General features: G+C 57.1%; 12 protein-coding genes. All 12 read right to left on the reverse strand.

Features of this window, described 5'->3' with window-relative positions; translation table 11 throughout:
- Positions 1 to 93: 93 nt before the first annotated feature.
- The 12 genes from H7B90_RS17775 to H7B90_RS17830 all read right to left on the reverse strand — a co-directional run bounded on the left by H7B90_RS17775 (position 94) and on the right by H7B90_RS17830 (position 18,521).
- Complete coding sequence (locus H7B90_RS17775) at positions 94 to 2,250, reverse strand: S-layer homology domain-containing protein (RefSeq protein ID WP_185137240.1); 2,157 nt, start codon at positions 2,248 to 2,250, stop codon at positions 94 to 96.
- Positions 2,251 to 2,345: 95 nt separating this feature from the next.
- Positions 2,346 to 3,128: a tyrosine-protein phosphatase gene (locus H7B90_RS17780; RefSeq protein ID WP_185137241.1), complete on the reverse strand. Its 783-nt coding sequence runs from the start codon at positions 3,126 to 3,128 to the stop codon at positions 2,346 to 2,348.
- A gap of 65 nt (positions 3,129 to 3,193) precedes the next feature.
- Entirely contained in the window at positions 3,194 to 6,880 is a 3,687-nt protein-coding gene (locus H7B90_RS17785; protein WP_185137242.1) for a SwmB domain-containing protein, read from the reverse strand.
- Positions 6,881 to 7,065: 185 nt separating this feature from the next.
- Positions 7,066 to 8,268 (reverse strand): methionine adenosyltransferase, encoded by a 1,203-nt coding sequence (gene metK, locus H7B90_RS17790; RefSeq protein WP_185137243.1) that lies wholly within the window; start codon positions 8,266 to 8,268, stop codon positions 7,066 to 7,068.
- 129 nt (positions 8,269 to 8,397) lie between these two features.
- Positions 8,398 to 8,670 carry an alpha/beta-type small acid-soluble spore protein gene (locus H7B90_RS17795; protein WP_185137244.1) on the reverse strand — a complete coding sequence of 91 codons (273 nt, stop codon included), beginning with the start codon at positions 8,668 to 8,670 and terminating at the stop codon, positions 8,398 to 8,400.
- A gap of 120 nt (positions 8,671 to 8,790) precedes the next feature.
- Positions 8,791 to 9,288: a coiled-coil domain-containing protein gene (locus H7B90_RS17800; protein ID WP_185137245.1), complete on the reverse strand. Its 498-nt coding sequence runs from the start codon at positions 9,286 to 9,288 to the stop codon at positions 8,791 to 8,793.
- Positions 9,289 to 9,357: 69 nt separating this feature from the next.
- Positions 9,358 to 10,197: a dTDP-4-dehydrorhamnose reductase gene (gene rfbD, locus H7B90_RS17805; RefSeq protein ID WP_185137246.1), complete on the reverse strand. Its 840-nt coding sequence runs from the start codon at positions 10,195 to 10,197 to the stop codon at positions 9,358 to 9,360.
- Positions 10,198 to 10,204: 7 nt separating this feature from the next.
- Positions 10,205 to 11,191 (reverse strand): dTDP-glucose 4,6-dehydratase, encoded by a 987-nt coding sequence (gene rfbB, locus H7B90_RS17810; RefSeq protein ID WP_185137247.1) that lies wholly within the window; start codon positions 11,189 to 11,191, stop codon positions 10,205 to 10,207.
- 20 nt (positions 11,192 to 11,211) lie between these two features.
- A complete protein-coding gene (gene rfbC, locus H7B90_RS17815; protein ID WP_185137248.1) occupies positions 11,212 to 11,763 on the reverse strand; it encodes a dTDP-4-dehydrorhamnose 3,5-epimerase in 552 nt (183 codons plus the stop codon).
- Positions 11,764 to 11,969: 206 nt separating this feature from the next.
- Positions 11,970 to 15,827, reverse strand: a complete 3,858-nt coding sequence (locus H7B90_RS17820; protein ID WP_185137249.1) for a fibronectin type III domain-containing protein — start codon at positions 15,825 to 15,827, stop codon at positions 11,970 to 11,972.
- 198 nt (positions 15,828 to 16,025) lie between these two features.
- On the reverse strand, positions 16,026 to 16,499 hold the full coding sequence (locus H7B90_RS17825) for a hypothetical protein (RefSeq protein WP_185137250.1): 474 nt from the start codon (positions 16,497 to 16,499) through the stop codon (positions 16,026 to 16,028).
- A gap of 24 nt (positions 16,500 to 16,523) precedes the next feature.
- Positions 16,524 to 18,521 (reverse strand): hypothetical protein, encoded by a 1,998-nt coding sequence (locus tag H7B90_RS17830; RefSeq protein WP_185137251.1) that lies wholly within the window; start codon positions 18,519 to 18,521, stop codon positions 16,524 to 16,526.
- Positions 18,522 to 18,743 lie beyond the last annotated feature (222 nt).

Here is an 18,743-nt window from a genome sequence, read left to right on the forward strand (position 1 = left end):
AGTAAGTTTTACCATTTTTTGAGGCTAAAGTAGAACATCCTCCTCCCATCTAGATGAGAGGAGGATGATTCTTTTTTTCACTGCGACTCTAGATTACTTTACGTTGATAGCGCGATAGATGATGACTGCCGCTTCTGCGCGGGTAGCGTTGTCGTTCGGACGGAACTTGCCGCCGTCACCGATAACGATGTTCTTGCTTGCTGCCAGAGCTGCACCGGCTTTGAGCGAGGAGATAATCTTGCCTGCATCGCTGAATCCAGCAAGAGCAACATCGACGTCCTTAACGTCTTCGATACCTTTAACCGTCTTAAGCGCGCGAGCGATCATCGTAGACAGTTCTGCGCGAGTGATCGTAGCCGTCGGATCGAACGTCGTAGCGGAGCGGCCGTTGATAATGCCCTTCTCAGCGGCTACTGCAACGTAAGGAGCGAACCAATCGGTCGACTTCACGTCGGAGAACTTGTCAGAAGTTGCATCGGCGTTGTCCAGGTTCAGAGCCGTTACGAGGATCTTCGCGAATTCACCACGCGTGATGTTATCCTTCGGCGCGAATACTCCAGCAGCCTTGCCTTGGATAGCACCCTTCGCAGCGATGACTTCGATTTGGCGACCTGCCCAGGATTGAACGCTAGCGATGTCGTTGAAGCTAACTTTGTTCTCAACTACTACGTAGGAAGAGAAGCTATAGCGAGGCTCAACGATAACCGAACCATTGACATCGCCGCCTTGGAAGGACAGAGATCCGTTGGATTCGATACGTGCGACAGACAGCAATTCGCTGTCCAGACCTTCCGCATTAACCGGGAATTGGATAACGACCGGCTGTGCGAACTTCTCGACGTCAACGCCACCCAACTTCAAGGAGAAGTTGTACACGTCCGAAGCAGCCTTCAGCCCCTTCGTTTGCTCAGCGGTCGCAGCGGACTTGCTAACATTGAACTCGATGCCCTTAGCGAATTCTCCGCCAACCGGCAGAGTAGCCGTCAAACCATTAACAACGAATGCTACATGACCGACACCAACATCAGCAAGTTGCTTAAGAACAGCTTCGGCTGCGTTAACGGCTACATTGGATTGAGTCACCGTTCCAAGATTGAAGCTTGCGTCAGCAATAACCAGACCTTCGGAAGTTCCAATTGCATCAACCAACGCTTGCTTAACGTCTTTAATCGATTGTACATAGCTAGAGATTGCCGACTCCGGGATCGTTACCGTTGCTTTATCTCCATCCACCGAGATCAGAGCAGACACATCAAGAGCGGCAGCCTTAGCAAGAGCAGCGGATGCATCCTTCAATGCTTGAGCAATCAGTTGTTGCTTCTCTTCTGCAGTTGCAGTAGCCAACTTCTCCTTCAATGCGGAAAGCGAGCTGATGAAGTCGGAGACTGTTCCGGTAGAGACCGAACCACCGCCAACTCCTCCACCGCCGCCGCCGATAGGCTTGTTAGCTGCCCAGTAAGCAATAGCCAGCTTAGAAGCCACTTCAACCTTAGCTGCCTTCAGATCATCAGGCAAATGGCCGTTGACGTTGTTGTACACAAGCTTCAAAGTATCTTTGAGTTCTTGCTTGTTGGCGAAGTATGCCGGCACAAGCGCGCTGTACAGAGCTTGAGCTTCAGTGGAAGAAGTCCGATCAAACTCGGCGTCGACCGCTTCTTCAACTACTTTCTTTAACGCATCCTGATTTTTGACGATGTCTTTAATCAGTGTATTGCTAAGTTTACTGTTCACTCGGTTCAAGACATTCACTGCAAACTTAGCCGTAGCTTCTACCGTAACGTCCACTTTTGCCGTTTTCTCAATTTGCTTAATGATATATGCTACGTCTTCATTTTTAAGCAATTCGACATATTTGCTCGTTACGATCGGGAATTCGAAATCCCCCCAAGTAGCATAAACCAAATCTAGAAGAGCGATCTTCTGATTCTCATCGAGCTCAATTGCGCCTTCCAGCTTGTCAGTCAGCGGTTTAATAGCATCAAGCTTCTCTTGCTTGGTGATCCCATTCGTGTAGAAATCGTTAAATGCGTCAATTTTAGCTTTGACGCCCGCTTTATCTTCTACAGCCTTCCATACAGCTTCTGCTCTGTCAGCAAGCTTGTCCAGGCTAGGAGTCGTGGAAGCAGCCGAAGCTACGCCTACGCCCAACTTCTCTGCCAAGCCTTTGCTGCTGAGCGGGAGACCTGCGAATGCGGTTACCGCCAAGCTGGTTGCGAGAGTACCGACGAGAACTTTTTTCTTCAACGTCATTAGAGTCACCTCATATGTAAAATTTAAAAAATAGAAAAGCCATAGAAATAATTCAGTATATCATGTGATATCTTACCACTTCTATACCACAAGAGTCAACATTTTCGGAAAAGAGTTGAAAATTTATCCCATAGACTGACATTTTTTGTGCTTTTTTCAACCAATTCGATGACATCATTAAACAGGACCGCGGTCGCATTTTGTCTAAAGATTTCCTCAAATCTTCCGCCTAGCTGCTGGCCGATCCTTCGATAGGCTTCTTGCAGGCGAAACCCTCTCAACTCGACGTGATGAGCGTCGGAAGAGACGATATGAATGAGCCCTTGCTTGCACAGCGACCACGACGATTGCTCGATCTTGCTCCCGAAGCCTCCAAGGAGGGAGTGAGTCGTTACCTGGGCGTACGCCCCTGCTTCGATCAAGGCGGCGAGGCGCTCCGGATGACGGGCGACTTCCGCGTTCCGCTCCGGATGCGCGATGATCGCCGTCAGCCCCATGAGACGCAGCTCGTGGAGGAGATCCCAGATGCCGGAAGGGATCCGGGAGGACGGCATCTCCAGCAGAACGTAGCGCGAATCCGCCAGGGACAGCAGCTCCTGCCGCCCCCAGGCATCCAGAAGATCGTCGTGAATCCGGATCTCCTGCCCCGTCTTCACGACGAGAGGAATGCCCTCCGTCGCCATGCGCTCGTTGAAGCGAGCGACGGCCTCCTTGACGACAGCGGCCTCGTTGAGATAGGTGCCGTTGGCGTGATGAGGGGTGGCGATGATCGTCTCGATCCCTTCCGCCACCGCCGCCTTCGCCATGGCGATCGCCTGATCCCAGTCAGGCGCGCCGTCATCCAGACCAGGAAGAATATGGGTATGAATGTCGATCATATTTTTTTATCCCTCTTTTACTTGGAAGGCCGCCTCCTCCCCCCAATCCTGCTTGCCCGCCAAGATCATCCTTCGAACAGCTCGACGTACTCCAGGAATCTCTTCACCATAGCCGCCGCTTCGGCTCTCGAGGCGTTGGCCTTCGGCTTGAACTCGCTGGAGGAGACGCCGTTCATAATCCCGGCTTGTACGTTGGCGGCTACGGCGCTGCTCGCCCAGCTGCTCACCTTGCCGCGGTCGGAGAACCGGGACAGCGAGGAACTGGAGCCGGACGGTTGAACGCCCGCATAGGTCATCGCCCTCAGCATCATCGTCGCCATCTCTTCGCGGGTAATCGAAGCCTTCGGGTTGAACTTGCCGGACGAGTCGCCTTGAACGATGCCGGCTTGGCTGACGGCTCCGATATAGGCGACTGAAGTGCCGAGTCCGGCGACATCCTTGTACTTCGCGGCCGAGCTGCTGTCCCCGTTCAAGCCCAATCCGCGGGCCAGGAATTCGGCGAATTCCGCCCGGGTGATGCTCTTGTCGGGAGCGAAGGTCGACTGGGTCGGCCCCGTGACGATAAACTTGGTGGCCAGCGCCGACACGTCGGACTTGGCCCAATGCTTCGTCATGTCGCTATACGTCTGCTGGTTCTTGCGAACGGCCGCGTACACGCTGTTGCTCTTCCGCTTGAAGTTGACGTACAAGGTGCCGTTCGTCGTCTCCGTCGTCGTCGGAACGTATGAGACGTCGCGGTACTCGGGGTCGTAACGGACGACCGAGATCTCCGAAGGCGACGCGGTGCCGGCGGTCAGAGCGAACGTTCTCGTCACGTAGGAGTTGAAGCTCTTCACTTCCCGCTCTCGCCCGCTGGACAGAATCGACACGGTGAAGTTTGCCGGAGACCCCAGCAGCTGCGCCCCCTTCGAGCTCAAGGCCGCGTTAAGGGAAGCATCCGCTACCTTCTCGATCGCGAGATAGAGCTGGGCGGAGGAGGTATCTCCCCCTAGCAGCGACAGCTCCTGGCTGTAGTTGATCGCCGTTAACGGAAGCGTGAACGATACGGTGCCGTACTCCAGACGGAACGTGCCGTTCGAGGCGACCGTAGCCGCATTCAGCACGGAGGAGATCGGAATCGAGACGAGCGCTCCCGCTTCGGTAGTTGGCACGGAGAAGCTGACTTGCGGCTCCGCCGTAGACCCCGAATTCTTGATCAGGGCATAGGCCTGCACGAACTTCTCTCCGCTGATGACGTAGCGCTTGGCCGGTTGACCGGAAGGCGTCGTCGCGGCGGCGATCGTAGCTCCTGCGGGATCGAGCACTCCCAAGACGTCGCTGCCGGGATTGGACGGATTCGTCGTGCCGTTCGATTGATTGGAGACGGCGATTCCGTCCAGCGCGCCTACTTGCTGATTCGACGAATCCAGAAGCGGCGTACCGGAGCTGTAGTAAGTCAACGTGACCGTCTGGCCTGGTTGAACCGCGGCCCCCAGCATCAGCGTCACCTTGGAACCGGAGATGGAGACGCCATTGACGTTGATGTAGCCATTGTCCGCCTTAACGACGAACTGCATCGCGTAAGGAACCGAGTTCGCGTTCAAGGTCGAAGAATAGGTCAACGTCAAGGTCGTGCCGGACACGACGGCCGACGACAGCGTCGCCGCGCTGCTCGAACCGGATACGACTTGATAGTTGCTGACCGATGCGGCCGCGTTGCCTGCCAGGTCGCTGATCGGCGGATACCCCTGGATGTACGTCACCAGCACGACGCTGCCCGACGCGACCGAAGCCGACAAGGTCAATTCCACCTTGTTGTTCGTGACGGCCACGGAAGACACCGTGCCGGCCTTGCCGTTGATCAGCACGGAGAAGCTCGACTTCAACGGAACCTTGGAAGCGTCAAGGCCTTCGTTGTAATTGAGCGTCACCTTGCTGCCCGAGACCGTCGCGGACGAGAGAGACGGAGGCGTCGTATCGCTCGAGTTCTGCACGTAGAATTCGGCGAAAGCCGCCACCCCGTTGCCGCTCAGATCCAGCAGCGGGTACGAGCCCGGCGTGTAGCTGACGGAGACGGACTGACCGGTCGTCACGTTCGAAGACAGCCGGATGACGGCATCCGTTCCGCTGATCGTGACGCCGCTGATGCCGCGCGAGGAGCCGTTCACTTTGACCGTAAATTGGGACGATGCATTCGAAGAGATCGTCTGCAATGTCTTATTGAACTTCAAAGTGATCGTGCTGCCGGATACCGTGCCGCTCGTCGGCTTCGGCAGCGTCGTGCTGGTCGTGTTCGAGACCGCCCGGTTCGAGAAAGCGACGACCTTGTTCCCCGACTTGTCCTGCAGCGGCCTGTCGCCGACCGAGTAAGACAGCTTAACCGTCTGACCTACGGCGACGCCCGCCAGAAGAGTCAGTCGGACTTGCGTGCCGCTAACCGCCACCTCGCTGACCTGTCTCGGCGTATCGTTGACCGTGACGTAGTAATTCGACGCGTAAGGAACCGAATTCTCGTCGAGCTCCTCGTTGTACGTGAGCTGAATGACAGCCCCGTCCATCGTCGCGTTCGACAGCGAAGGCGCCGTCGTATCCGAGCCGATCGTCTGCAGCGTCCAGCGATAGTCGTTCAGAATGCCGGGGAAGTTGTTCCCCGCCGCATCGGCGATGGCGTTCGCCGGCACGTGGATGATGTACTGAAGCGACTTCGAGAACGACTTGGTCGGATACAAGGTGACGACTCTGGGATCCGGATCGGACGCGTCGTCCGGTCCGATCGTCAGGGGAACCGATCCGGTCGCGCCGGTCTTGGGAATCGCTTCTCCCATCGCCCCGGGCGCGATCTTCACCGGTTCGCTGAACGTCATCTTGAGTACCGCGCCGGTCAGCGGCAGATAATTCGAGCCGGACGCCGGAGACGTGCTCACGAGCTCGGGCGGAGTCGTATCCGTCGTCGTCGTGAATCTCCAGGTCGAGATGTCCGTCGAAGCGATCCCCTTGTACAGATTGCCGGAGAGGTCGGAGAAGGCGTTCTCATCGATCGTCACGGCGTAGACCATGTTCGGCTTGAAGCTCTGGTAATGGCTGATCGTGATCGTATCGGTGCCCGCTCCGGACACGTCGCTCGAATCCGCCGGGATCGTCTGCAGCGGCACGCCCGCGGACAGATCCCGGATCACGATGTTGCCGTCTCCCGGAATGACCGGTTCGCTGAATTTCAAGACGAGATCGCTGCCCAGATCGGAGACGTTCGCGCCCTTCGCCGGCGAATACGAGATGGCGGTCGGCTTCGTCGTATCCTTGGAGCTCGTATGGAAGTTCCAGGATTGGGTGTCGCCGATGCCCGCGTACGGTTCCCCGCCGCTGGCTCCGACGAACGCGCCCGCATCGATCTGAACGTAATAATCCGCGCCGGACTTGTAGTCGGTCGTTGCCGGAGGCTCGATGACGACATTCCTCGACTGGCTGAGGCGAACGTTTGACTCGTCCCTTACTTCATACGCAGCAACGGTCGAGAAAGTTTTGGAATCCTTGATAATAATATTTCCATTGCCGACTTTGACGTCGTCTTTGAAGCGGATAAAGAGCTTGCTGTTCACCGGAACGGACCGGGCGTCGTCCGCTGGAACGAACAGCTTCGCTTCGGGAGCGGAAGACGCCGCCGCGATCCGCACTTCGGTTCCGGATGCCGAAGCCGCGAACGCTCCGGCGGCGCTGACGGACTGCATGACGAGCAAGGCGGCCAAGGCCCCTGTCAACTTGTGAAAACGGCGCAAAACAATTCCTCCCACAGATATCGGTTAGAAGACACACTTGTACCTTATATGTCGGTCGGGGGTCGGTATATTTTTAGGGACTAAACTCACAGATGGCCCAAATAACGCACAAAAAAGCCGCCCCTTCGGTCCGGAAACCGAAAAAGAGCGGCTGCTTATCTTGTTGCCTCTTGTTGCCGTGCGGATTAAGCCAGCGCGCCTTGCTTGAGAGCTTCGACGCGGTCGAGGCGTTCCCAAGGCAGGTCCAGATCGCTGCGGCCGAAGTGGCCGTACGCGGCCGTCTGCTTGTAGATCGGACGGCGCAGATCCAGCATCTTGATGATGCCGGCCGGACGCAGGTCGAAGTTGCTGCGGATCAGCTCGACGAGCTTCTCTTCCGCGACTTTGCCCGTGCCGTACGTATCGACGTTGATCGATACCGGGTTGGCGACGCCGATGGCGTAAGCGAGCTGAATCTCGCACTTGTCGGCCAGGCCGGCGGCGACGATGTTCTTCGCCACGTAGCGGGCGGCGTAAGCGGCGGAACGGTCGACCTTCGTCGGGTCCTTGCCGGAGAACGCGCCGCCGCCGTGACGGGCGTAACCGCCGTACGTGTCGACGATGATCTTGCGGCCCGTCAGGCCCGCGTCGCCTTGCGGTCCGCCGATGACGAAGCGGCCGGTCGGGTTGATGAAGAACTTGGTGTCCGCATCCAGCCATTCCGACGGAACGACCGGCCGGATGACATGATTGCGAATGTCGTCCTGGATTTGCTCCAGCGTGATCTCTTCCGAATGCTGCGTGGACACGACGATCGTATCGACGCGGGTCGGCTTGCCGTCGACGTACTCGATGGTCACTTGCGTCTTGCCGTCCGGGCGCAGGTAACCGAGCGTTCCGTTCTTGCGCACTTCGGACAGGCGGCGGGACAGACGGTGCGCCAGAGCGATCGGCAGCGGCATCAATTCCGGCGTCTCGTTTGTGGCGAAGCCGAACATGAGGCCTTGGTCGCCGGCGCCGATGTCGGCGTTCTCCTGCAGGACGTCCTTGCCGTCGCGGCTCTCGAGAGCGGCGTTGACGCCTTGGGCGATGTCGGCGGATTGTTCGTTAAGCGAAGTCAGGACGGCGCAAGTGCTGGCGTCGAAGCCGTACTTGGCGCGCGTATATCCGATCTCCCGGATCGTGCTGCGGACGATGGCGGGAATATCTACGTAATCCGCGCGGCTGCTGATCTCGCCGATAACCAGAACGAGACCGGTCGCGACGGAGACTTCGCAGGCTACGCGGGCATGAGGATCCACTTCCAGAAAGGCGTCGAGCACCGCGTCGGAAATTTGGTCGCAAATCTTGTCCGGATGTCCTTCCGTGACCGATTCGGACGTAAAGAGGTGTCTTCCTTGAATCGACAACTCCCCAGCCTCCCCTACACAAAAAATGAACCTTTTCCGGTAGGAAAAGGTTGTCAGACAGACCTTCAGATGATAATGATACCGGAATTGTCGAGGAGTGTCAATGGACCTTCGCCTATTCGAAATGCGTTACAACAGCGTCTGCTGGGCCTGCTGAACGAGCCGCTTCGTGATGCCTCCGCCGACTGCTCCCGCTTCCCTGGCCGTGATGTTCCCCAGGTAAGGCGTGCCTCCCGCCGCTCCCGGAACGCTGCCCAGTTCGCCGGCAAATTCCGCGTCCAGCGATCCCGTCCCCGGCTGCCCGAACGGCACTCCAAGCTCCGAAGCGATCTCGTACTTCATCTGATCCAGCGCCTTCTGACATTCCGGCACCAGCTTGCGGTTCCTGCTTCTGCTTGCCATCTTCCTCAGGCACCTCCTTTGAATGTTGACGGTCTTAGTATGCTCGGGACCGGTTCATCGGAGGCGTATGACATTATGGAACCATGGGGAAAATGTAGAAGCTGCGGCGCCGCCGCCCGTTCAGCCGGCGCTCTTGGCGTTCTTGTCGCTGAGCTTCTCGAACTCGACTTCCAGCTTGAAGACGCGCTTGTTCAAGGTCTGGACTTCGTACTCCTTCTCCTGGGTGTTCGCGTCGACCCGCTTCAGCAAGGCAATGACGTCGTCATTCTGATGTTCTTCGATGCGGCGAACGACCTGCAGAACCTCGCGCTGGCCTTGCTCGAGCGTCAGCTGTCCCGCCTCCAGATGGCCGAGCCGGGCGATCACCCGCTGCTGGCTCGCTTCTAATTCGGACATGCGCCCGACCATCTGCTGCTGCCCCTCCTCCAGGCCGGCGACCCGCTCCTTCAGATCGGCTACATCCGATTTTAATCCGCCTACTTCTGCCTTTAAACCAGCTACATCCGTCTTTAATCCCGCTACATCCGTCTTGAGCCCCGCCACGTCCGTCTTCAAGTCCTTGATGTCCGCCTGAATCGTTCCTAGCGAGCCCATGATCTGCTTCAGAACTTCCTCCACGTGTTCATCTCCCGTCTCGACTTGTTTGCTTGTCTTTATTGTAGCATAAGTCGGCGGGAACATACATTCCTATTTTCTAGGTTTTAAAAAATCTTCCAGAGCCGCGCGCCAGTGCCGCAGCTCCTTGAAACCGTTGCGAAGCAGCGCCCGCTGCCCCAATACGGAGTAGGCGGGCCGAGGCGCCGGACGCGGGAATTCCTCCGTCGTGCAAGGGATCAACCGCACATCGATGCCGCTTATCTCGAAGATCGCCTTGGCGAACTCGTACCAGGTGCATTCTCCCCCGTTCGAAGCGTGGTACACGCCGTAACGCTCCGTCCCAGCCAGCTCCGTCAAGAAGCAAGCCAGGTCGTATGTGTACGTCGGCGATCCCCTCTGATCGTCGACGACCCTCAATACCGAATGCTGGCTCGCCAGCTGAAGCATCGTCCGGACGAAGTTCGCTCCATGCGCGCCGTACACCCACGACGTTCTCGCGATGAACGTCCGCGAGCAAGCTTCCAGCGCCAGACGCTCCCCCTCCAGCTTCGTTCTGCCGTATACGGTACGGGGATTCGCGGCATCCTCTTCCTTATAGGGCTCCGTCCCCTGCCCGTCGAACACATAGTCCGTGCTGACGCAGACGAGCTTCGCTCCGACGGCTTCCGCCGCTTCCGCCACGTGCCGCGTTCCAAGCGCGTTAACCCGGTACGCTTCTTCCGGCTCGCTCTCCGCCCGGTCGACCGCGGTATACGCCGCCGTATGAATGATCGCGTCCGGCCGGATGGCGGCAACCGCGGATCGGCACTGCTCCCCGTCGGCCACGTCAAGACGGCTGCGATCGAGGCCGATCCATTCGACGTCCTCCCGCGGAAGCCGCACCAGCTCCTGCCCGAGCTGGCCTCCGGCTCCGGTTACCATGATTTTCATCCGCCGCTCACCCATCTCTGCGATACTCTCCCGTCTCGATCCGGCGAAGCCACTCCTCGTTGCGCAAATACCACTGAATCGTCTCCTTGATCCCGATCTCGTACGGATACTGCGGGGTCCACCCGAGCTCCCGGCGAATCTTGGAGGCGTCGATCGCGTAGCGGCGGTCGTGACCGGGCCGGTCCGACACGAAGGAGATCAGCGATTCCGGCTTGCCCAGCTCCTTCAGAATCGTCCGAACGACATGCAGGTTCGTTCTCTCGTTGTTCCCCCCGACGTTGTAGATCTCCCCGTTCCGCCCGTAGTGGATGACCAGGTCGATCGCCCGGCAGTGGTCCTCCACGTACAGCCAGTCCCGCACGTTGAGGCCGTCCCCGTAGACGGGCAGCGGCTTGTCGGAGAGAGCCCGGCCGATCATAAGCGGAATCAGCTTCTCCGGGAATTGGTAAGGGCCGTAATTGTTGGAGCAGCGCGTAATGTTGACCGGCAGGCCGTACGTCTCGGAGTATGCCCGAACGAGCAGGTCGGCTCCGGCTTTGCTGGCGGAATAGGGACTGTTCGGCGCGAGCGGCGTCTCTTCGGTGAACAGACCCTCGTCTCCTAGAGTTCCATACACCTCGTCCGTCGATACTTGCACGAAGCGTTTAACGCCGTATTGCTTCGACAGCTCGAGCAGGGTTTGCGTCCCCAGAACATTCGTTCTCACGAAGAGATCCGGCTGCGCGATGCTGCGATCCACGTGGGATTCGGCCGCGAAGTTGACGACGACATCGAACCCTTCCTGGAAAAGAGGCTCCAGCTTGCCGCGATCGCCGATGTCTGCGCGAACGAACCGGTAGGCCGGCAGCTTCTCGACTTCGGCCAGATTATCCAGGTTGCCGGCGTACGTGAGAAGATCGACGTTGACGATCTCGTACTTCGGATAGGCGCGCGCCGCGTATTGAACGAAGTTGCTGCCGATGAAGCCGGCTCCTCCCGTAATAAGCAATCTCAATCGGTTCACCCTCTAACCCGTTAATAGACGAAGTCGATCTCCGCGTCGGCCAGCAAGGGATGCCGGGAATCCTTGGCGGACAAAATCGGCTGCGCCGTCGGCCAATCGATGCCGAGCGCCGGATCGTCCCATGCGATCCCCCTGTCGTGAGCGGCGGAATAAGGCGCATCCACCTTATATAGAACTTCCGTATGGTCTTCCAGCGTGCAGAATCCGTGGGCGAATCCTTGCGGGACGAGCAGTTGCCGCTTGTTGTCGGCGGACAGCTCGTAGCCCTCCCATTGGCCGAAGGTAGGAGACCCTCTGCGGATATCTACGACCACGTCCAGGATGGAACCCGCCACTACCCGGACCAGCTTCGTCTGCGCGAACGGCTGCAATTGGTAATGGAGCCCTCGGAGAACTCCCTTCTGCGCGGAGAGCGAATGATTGTCCTGAACGAACTCCATGTCGATTCCGTGGAGCCGGAATTTCTCCTTGCTGTAGCTCTCCATGAAGAAGCCCCGCGAATCGCCGAACACGTCCGGCTCGATCAGCTTGACTCCCCGCAACTTGCCCTCGGTTACTCTCACCGGCTAGGTCACCTCGCTTCGTCGCATCGTACATGTATATGCCGGCAGCGGCTTCCCGTCCACGGAATCTCCCCAACGAAGAGGCCCATTACGCGCACAAAATGAAAGAGACCAAGCCGCATCTGGATGCGACTTGATCCCTGGAGGATTCTGATGGTCTTGCTATCTCCTCTTGGTCTTCCTTTTGAGCTTACTTCCTTTTGACCTTACCCTTTGATCTCGACGGTTACGATATTGGACGTTCCTTCGCTGGAGCCGCCGGTTACTTCGACCAGGAAATAGTAGATTCCCGGTTCGAGGTTGCTAATCTTGGCCGAGGTGGAAGACGGGCTCAGCGTCCTATCCAAAGCCGCTTCTTCCCAGCTCGCCTGATCCGCCGATTGCTTGACGACGATGCCGTCCGCCTTGGAAGCGCCCGGCCAGCTGAGCGTCACGGCGTTCTTGCTCACGGAAGCCCGGAGCGACTTGATCGGCGTCGGCGCCCGATCCGACGTTACCCGGATGACGTTCGAATCGCCTTCGTTGTCGCCGCCGGCCACGACGAGCTTGAACTTGTACTTCGTAATCGCTTCGAGACCGGTCACCGTCGCGGTGGACGTTCTTCCGTCCGCGCTGACCTCGACCTCTCCCATCGCGGATGCGATCCAGTTCTCCCCGCTGCCGTCGTCCGGCGATTGCATAATCGCGACGGAGGACGCATCGACGGGTGTTGTCCATCTGAAAGTCGCTTTGCTATGCGTCTTGAGCGTATTCGCGAAGTTCTTCACCGGCGATGCGGCGGTCTTGCCTTCGACCTTGTTCGAGGTGCCCGAATAGGGGCCGCCTTCGACCACAACGTCGAACACGTACGTATGGTTCGGCCTCGGCAGACCGGAGACCGTCGCCGTCTTGGCGGAAGACGATACGGTCGTCGACTTCACCTTGGTGTCGCCGTCCCACGCTTCGACCGTAATTTTCTTGGCGTTTTTCGTTTGCGGCCAGACCAGGGAGACGCTGTTCATGGTCGATTTGGTTACGGCCAGCTCCTGGATGGGAACATACGGCGCATCGGTCGTTACGCTTGCTTCCTTGGAATAGACAGGTACGGCTCCGCCCTGGAGCGCCAACCGGAAGACATAGTCGCGGCTCGGCTCCAGATCCGTGACGGTCGCTTCGGTTGCGTTCAATGCGATCGTTCCATGGGCGGCAGGCACCCAATCGTTTCCTGCCTTCTGTTCGATCGTGACCGACGTATAAGAGCCGGCCAACCTGGACCAGCGGAACGACGCGGTTCTGTCCGTCTTCGCCGAACTCGAGAAGGAGGCGATCGGAGTCGCGGCCGTCGTCGCGGCCACTTCGTTCGACGTTCCGTTGTTGGCTCCGCCGGTGACGACAAGACGGTAAGAGTAATTCTTGTTCGACTCCAGACCGCTTACCGTTACGCTGACGGACGGAGCGGAGATCGTCGGTCTCTGGAGCGTGGTCCAGTCGGTCGTGTCGGTCTTCTGCTGCAGAACGATCGATTTGGCATTGACCGCTCTCGTCCACTTCAGCTGCACGCTCGTCGTCGCGGCGGGACGGGCGAGCTCCAGCGAATCCATCGGCGTCGAAGGAGTCGTGAAGGCGATCGTCGCGTTGGAATACCCGGCGTTCTCGCCTTTGGTCACTTGCAGCCGGAATTGATAGTCGGTGCCCGCCAGCAATCCCTTTACAGTGGCGCTTGTCGCCGTTTGATTCTGGGTCGCCGCGTTCGTCCATTTCTTGCCGCCGTCCGTGGACTGCTGGACGTTGACGGCAGACGCTCCCACAGGAGCCGTCCAGGCTAGATCCGCAGTGCTGCCTCCCTTATAGGAGGCGCTCAGATCCTGGATCGGCTTCTCCTTCGTCTTTACCGTTACCTTGTTGGAGTCGCCCTCGTTCCTGCCGCCGGTCACGCGCAGCTTGAACTGGTACGACTTAAGGGGAGCCAGTCCCGTGACCGTCGCCGACTTCGCGTTCTTCTCAAGCGATGAGTTCGTCTGCGACACGGTCCACTGAGCGCCGTCAACCGACTGCAGAATCTCGACCTTCTCCGCTTGCTCGGCCGGACTCCAGGCGAAGGAGGCTTCGGCTCCGACGACGGACGTGTTTTTGAAATTCGTAATGGCGATGCCGGCCGTTCTTACGGCTTGCGCGTTCGAGGGGCCGCTGTTCAAGCCCCCGGTAACGTTCAGCCGGAACAAGTAATCCGTTCTGGGCGCGAGCCCGGTGACGGTACCCGTCTTGGCGCTGCCCGGCAGGGCTTTGGTCAGCGCGTTCGTCCAGGTCTGTCCCGAATCCGTGGACTTCTGGATCATGACGCTCTCCGCCCCGTCCAGCGCTCCCCAATTGAAGACGGCTGTCGTAGAGTTCGCGGATGCGAGCGCGAAGTCTTCGGCCGGCACGTACTCTCCGACTCCGACTTCCAGCCAGGCGTCGCGTACTTTGCTCGTGATCGTATCCTTCTTGGCCTGAGTCAGCCCCGGAAGAGTCTTCACGGCTTCGATATAAGCGTCCTTCGCTTCCACGAAATTCGCCGTCGGGGACAGCAGATGATAGTTCAGAATATTGTAGGTGAGCTGTCCAAGCACTTTTTTTCCGTTCAGCCCGATGTTGGCTTTGTCGATCTTCGTCGCGATCAGGTATGCCGCGTGATTGGGAATGCCGCTGTTATAATGAACGCCGCCGTTATCATGCTGCTCGTCGTCGGGCAGGTAGACGTATTCGCTCATAGCGGCAGGCTGGCCGTACTTCCTCGGATTAGCCAAGCTTCTCGCCGGATTGCCGGTGTTCTCGCCCATCTCCCAGTCGTCGGAGTCGATGACCGATGCCATAATGTCCGAGATCGCTTCGTTAAGCGCTCCGGACTGGTTGCGGTATTCGAGACCGACCGTATATTCGGTTACGCCATGGGTCAGTTCGTGGGCGACGACGTCGAGAGAGCAGGACATGCAATTCACTCCGCCGTCGCTTAGATCTCCGCTGCCATCCCCATAAAACATGGCATCCCCGTACCAGAAGGCGTTGTCCATCGGTTGGCCGTTCGCGTCGACATGAACGAAGGACAGAATATCCATGCCTTTGCCGTCGATGCTCTCTCGCCCGTAATTCGTCTTGTAAAATTGGTAGACGAGATTCGTGTTAAAGTGAGCGTCGACCGCGGCCGGGTCGTTAAACGTATTCGTCTTGCTGTTGATGAAGTAGTATTCGTCGTTAGCGGGGTTCGGATCGAAATAACTGTTCTGGTAATCGAACGTTCCCATGAACGAGGGGTTCGTCTGATCCGCCATGATGTAGAAAGTTCCGTCGGTGTCCAGCACCTTGGCGACTTTGAGAGATTTTGACTTGCCGTCATAGCCTCTGCCGGATCCCGATGCATTGGACATGGCGGCTTCGTTCAGCTTGTTGTATTGATCGATGACGGCCCCGCTCGCCGCGTCGACGTAGCCGATCCAGTCGCCGAACTTCGGCTGTACGAAGCTGAGAGAGACCTCGTAAGCCAAGTAGTTTTGGCCGTTGTAAGGATAAATGATCAGCTTGGCCGTCGGCTTCGGAGTCGCGATCTTGCCGAGGCGGGTCTCCAGCTCGATCGGGGAACCCAGCTCCGCTTCCAGACTCGTCTTGAAGGTCTCGATCGCTTCGGAGGATGTCAGCTCGGGAGTCGCGCTCACTTCCGATAAATCCATGGCCGCCGAAGCGCCGTTCTGAACGGAATAGACCTTCTTGGACCCGTTCAGATTTACCTGCATGTATTCTCCGTAAACCGGAATGTTCTTATAGCTTCTCTGAAGCAAATAATGCGTCTGACCGGTCGAATCTACTTTTTTGTTGCGAACCATGAATTGAGGGCCCGCTGCCGTCCGTGCATTCGTTCCCGCGAACCTGCTCGCGGCGAAGTTCAGCACGTCCTGATCCTGAGAGAGGAAGCCCGATTGCACGCCTTCGGTTAACCCTCTCTTAAGAGGTTTGGCCGAGGTCGATGCCTCTTGCGCGCTTGCCGTGCCGATAGGTACTGCAAGGGCAAGAGATAAGAGTAGTGCGATGATGAATTTCGCCTTGGTGGACATGGACTTCCCCCTACTGGAATCGACTAATAGATTACACGATTAATATACCATCTTCTAGGACGTTCGCTAGGGGGAAAAATACCTAGTTTACCAAAAAAATATGACTTTCGCCGGATAAAAAGAACCGCAAGGCTGAGAGACAGCCCTGCGGTTCTACTTGGCGTATTCGTATTTAGGATAGCTTGCTTGCATCCATGCCTACTGCAGCTGGTAGCTTCCCCGAACGAGCACGATCAGTCCGTTCTTCTGGTTCGGATCGGGCTGAACTCCTCTTCCGCCCCGTGGGAATAAGATCAGGTGGTTCGCGGCCACCGGCTTGCCCGGCGCGATATCCAGACCGTCCGTCATGTCGGAGAGGCCGTTCGCGTCCGTGCTGTAAGCGACCGCCTTCCCGCTGCGAACGATGAGCTCCCCGCCGTCCTGCACGATAATCTTCTTGCCCGCCGGCACGGTGACGACTTCCAGCTTGCTCGCGGCCGCGGATCCGGCCCCCGTTCCTCCCTGGATCTCCGCCAGCTTCTGATCCACGTAGGACTTCGTCACGATCGGATCGTCGGTGGAACCGGGGGTGGCCGAGTTGGTCTCGGCGTCCGAATGCCAAGGTCTGTAGATGAGCGTAGCGGCGCTTATGAGCAGCAGAGCGGCCGCCACCCCCAGGAATCGCTTGAACAACGCGTTAACCTCCTAAGCTGTCGATCAGTTGGAAGACGCAGTTGAATTCTCTTTGGTCCAGTCGTTCTCGAAGAACCATCTGAACTCCTGCTCGGCTACCAACTTCTTCGAGTTCTGAGTGACTTCATATATTCTAGCATAATAGACATAATCGCTGTAGAACGTATCGTAATTCAAGTCCTTGGTAAGCGTAACTTTATTGTTCGTTCCAGGCTTCAGCGATTTATCCTTGTCTCCGTCGATGTCCAGATCCTCGGAATAATACGTGTACGTCTTGCCCTCGTCCGGATCGAAGCCTTCAAGCGCAAGAACCAGCTTATGATCCTTTGGAACGGCATTTACGGTCATATCTTTATCCAACGTATAGTTCAAATCCAGATTCATCGTCGGCGCCAAGACGTTCGGCGTGAACTTATTGATCGTCAACTTGTAGTTGAGCATCGGAACGTCTTTCAATCTGGACAACGTTCTCTGCTCGACCGGCAAGTTGAATTTCACGGTATTCAGATAGGCATCCGGAACAGCCGTACCCGTCGAATACTTGGTGTCCGTTATGCCTTCACCGATGATCAGTCGAAGATTGGACGTCGAATAATTCTGAGGAAGCACCGTGGTGAAGCTGATCAGCGACTTATTGTTCGGATTGATGTTGCCTTCTCCGGCATTCGTCGTAGCCGGGAACGTATCTCCGTTCTCGTTCACGAAGTAGCCGACCAAATTCGAAGGAGTTATCGTCCGAAGCTCGTTGTTCGTAAGCATTACTTGTACGTCGAACACCTTCGAAGTCGTGCTGTTATAGATATTGACCGTCTTAATAGTCGCCGTCGACTTGCTTCCGACTCTAGCGATCTGATAGTTCCGATCGACGGCATAGACCGGAATAGCCGTCTGAGAGGACGTTCCGAGCAGTTCTCCGGCCTTGGTCGACGTCTTATCGTCCTTCTGGTCGTTAATGATCAGCTTCGCTTTCGTGAAGCTATAGTTGGTTGGCAGCTTGGCATAGACATCAAGATCTACATAGGCTCCGGCGTTCAGACCGAACGTGTTGTCCGTCGCTACCGTCTTGAAGTCCAGCTTCACCTTGTCATCGAGATAGAAGTAGCCTGTAATGTTCGGGATGGCAATAGAAGTTGTCGACTTATTCGTAATTCGAACTCGGGCGGACAACACGTCCTGGGTCCCCCACGGCTGTCGGGTGAGCTGCGCGAGATTAAACTGATAGGTTCCATTGCTTGTCGCGTAATTAAACGTATCGGTAGCCGTCGAAGTCGTCGGACCTCCGAACTGGATCTGGTAGGAACCGACAGGAAGATTGATGGTAGCGTCTTCGCCGTTGCTCTTGACGATAACCAGCTTGGCCCCCGTCGTCTTCACGGTGGATGGGATGGTTGCCGTTAACTTGAACTCCTTGCGCTTCAGCGGATCCATGACCAGATCTGCGGTGTCTTCCGGGGTCGCCTCATACATCTCGCCGCCCGCCGCGACTATGTAGTACTTGTATTTGCTCAAAGTGACTGACTTCTTGCCCATGTTGTTGTATACAAAGTTAACCGTAACAAATGTATCGTCGCCGGACGAGCCGACAGTAGCGGAAGCGATCTTGGAGTATAGGGTCGTATTACTGAAATAGATCGGTTTAATCGCGCCGGCGGCAGTCACGTTGGTGAAGGCTGTCGGGAACGTGAACTTGCCGAGGCTGCGCTCGTAGTTCGCTGCCGAGAAGTCGAACTTCACGATGTTCAGCGAGAGGTCGGACAGCTTAATGTATTCGCCTACTTGCGCATACACCGTGATGAACGTCTTCGTCTTGGAAGCGACCTTCGTGACCTTGGCGTCGGCGGCGGCCGTCTTGATCGAATAAGTGCCCCCTACGGAATTCTTCAAGCGGAACCAGTAATCCATCAAGTTGAGCTCGGAAGCTCCGCCGTTATAGATGCTTAAAGTAAACGCTGCAATCTGGCCGTTGTCCGAAGGAACCAGCGAGGCGTCGACCAAATTGATATAGCTTGATCCCGATAACATGATCGGCTTGACAAACTTGGAGATTGTCGAGATCTGTGAAGTAGCGGCTGTCGCCGCAGATGCCTTGTGTTCGCCTGTGAAAGAGATAAGCGGGGTTGCAACCAACGCGAAGGCCGTTACGCTTAGCAGTAGCTTCTTGCCTTTGTCTGCGTGGTTCCGAGCCTTCGGATTGTTCTGACCGTTCGTACGTTGATCCATCGGTACATAGTCCTCCCTGATCAT

This window comes from Cohnella xylanilytica, assembly GCF_014212175.1.
In the GTDB taxonomy this organism is placed as follows: Bacteria; Bacillota; Bacilli; order Paenibacillales; family Paenibacillaceae; genus Cohnella; species Cohnella xylanilytica.

Bases quoted from the DNA above. Each gene is read 5' to 3' on its own strand.
- H7B90_RS17775 (WP_185137240.1), bottom strand. From the start codon at position 2,250: ATGACGTTGAAGAAAAAAGTTCTCGTCGGTACTCTCGCAACCAGCTTG.
- H7B90_RS17780 (WP_185137241.1), bottom strand. From the start codon at position 3,128: ATGATCGACATTCATACCCATATTCTTCCTGGTCTGGATGACGGCGCG.
- rfbD (WP_185137246.1), bottom strand. From the start codon at position 10,197: ATGAAAATCATGGTAACCGGAGCCGGAGGCCAGCTCGGGCAGGAGCTG.
- H7B90_RS17795 (WP_185137244.1), bottom strand. From the start codon at position 8,670: ATGGCAAGCAGAAGCAGGAACCGCAAGCTGGTGCCGGAATGTCAGAAG.
- H7B90_RS17830 (WP_185137251.1), bottom strand. From the start codon at position 18,521: ATGTTATCGGGATCAAGCTATATCAATTTGGTCGACGCCTCGCTGGTT.
- H7B90_RS17820 (WP_185137249.1), bottom strand. From the start codon at position 15,827: ATGTCCACCAAGGCGAAATTCATCATCGCACTACTCTTATCTCTTGCC.